Genomic DNA, 2162 nt, shown 5'->3' on the forward strand with positions numbered 1-2162 from the left:
TTCTGCAAAAGGGCCGGAAGATCCTTACCGTAAAGGTCATCGCCGCTGGACCGTATATCTCACAAAACCAGTTGGATCATAAAAAAATAATGTCATCATAATAAAAATTACAGATACCGTTTTATATTACTTATAAGGCTGGATCAGATAAATTGATCCAGCTTTTTTATAAAACCCGTTTGATTCTAGCAATTTTATTACTTAATCCATATCCCGACCAGGCCATCACTTCATAATGTCATTTTCCATACATTTATTGAAAAACAAAATTGGGTGAATCCCTATCTAACTATTTTTTAATAAAAATCTAATATTTATTAAAAAATAATAAATGTATTCAAGATATTACATTTCAATTATCAAATTTAATTTACTAATTATATTAATAACATTATAATAATTAAATCAATTAGATAATAAATAGCATGCTCATGAAAGTATTACTTAAATAATAAATGTCGCAAATACTTACTTTCTAACACGCTTATAATAAAAATTATATGAGAATCACTGATGACGAACCAAAAAAAAGATTACTTGCGTAAAGATAAAAAAGATAATGATACATTCAAAATAAATCATTCATTTGTCCATTCATATCAATATCCTCCATCCTATGGTGAAAAGAACAGTCAAGATTCTATTCAAACCTTCTCAAATAATCGCCTTACAAGAGAGAATGCGACTTCCAATCAATTAAAAAATGTCGAAAATACAGACCTGAACAGTTATATATTGCAAAATAACAATCCGATCATTGATAGTGGCAATTGGTATGCCGTTAAATTAAGTGATGGCCGCACTGTCTACAAAATAAACTCAACCAACGGACAGTATTTCAGCCTATCAACAAATAATCATCTTACATCTGATCCATCACAAGCCTATTCAGGACCCATCAATTTTGTTGACAGCACTGTAACCATTACAAATGGTGCAACCGTTTCAGGTTCAAATTTCCTTTTGATCAAAAACAGCCCCTCTAACAATTCAGCCATTACAATCAATACTGGTGGAACACTCCAGGATTCAAATATATTCAATCAAAATGTTACGATGAATGGTGGCAGTTCAACCAACAACACTTTTATTTCCAGCCCCGTTATCATGAACGGTTCCGCCACTTCAGATAATGACTCATTCCTTAACCCAAATACTACAAGAAGCGGTTATAATCTGGGAGGTCAAAGTTTAAGTGGCAATAGTTACAAGAATCAACCCAACTCTTATTTTCAATCAAGTGATAATAATACTGCCAATCTTACCCTCAATAACAACAGTAAAGTAACAAATCCCAATATACCGGATCTTTACAGATACAACCCTTCATCAAACAGGCTGACCGTATCAGTCAGCAGAACCGCCCAATTTTCTCAAGAACAGATTACCGGGGATGATATTGAAAACTATGTAAAAAACTATAACATTTCCAACGATCATATCAATATCATCGGTACGGGTGGCACCACCTCAATTTATATCAGCTCTGAAATCGCTTCAGATCCTGCCGGTAATATGATTAGACAGAATGTCTATAAAAATGGAGCCGGAATTATCATTTACAGAGGTAATGATCCAGTAAATATTTTCAACATTAACAATATCTATATTCAAGATGGAGCGGTTGTAGACGGTGCTGAAATTTTTGCCAATAATAGTTGGCAGAACGTTTTTATACAAAAAGGTGGCACCCTAAAAAATTCAAAATTTTATGATGGTTATATAGGGATCGAACAAGGTGGAAAGTCAATAAACAATACTTATTTCTCGCCAGAATTTTCAAGTAATGGCCATTATATCGACGGTTTGTCTCAAAATGATACGATTTATGAAACATCCTGGTCAGCAAGTGGGAAATTAAATATCGCAAATAATAATAATATTTGCTTGAATGGAAACAACCCCCCTGTCTATAATCAGACTAACAACAACCCTCCACCCAATCAAACCATCTGGTTAACCAACGGATTGACTCGCGTAACTGTCGGGACTACAGGACAATTCATCAATCCAACAATAAACACTAATCACAACTATTCCATAGATTATGTGCCGGGACTGAACACTGATAATCCCCAACCCTGTTACCTTTGTGGGACGATGATAGAGACAAGAGACGGATTGAAGGCCATAGAAGAGATCCGTGCCGGAGACATGGTTTA

General features: G+C 34.5%; 1 protein-coding gene. It reads left to right on the forward strand.

Annotated elements, in window-relative coordinates; genetic code table 11:
* Nucleotides 1-513: 513 nt before the first annotated feature.
* Nucleotides 514-2162 (forward strand): Hint domain-containing protein (locus H3R33_RS09015; RefSeq protein WP_232342228.1); only part of this gene is annotated, 1649 nt, incomplete at its 3' end.

It is taken from the genome of Commensalibacter sp. B14384M2 (assembly GCF_016101865.1).
GTDB lineage: Bacteria > Pseudomonadota > Alphaproteobacteria > Acetobacterales > Acetobacteraceae > Commensalibacter > Commensalibacter melissae.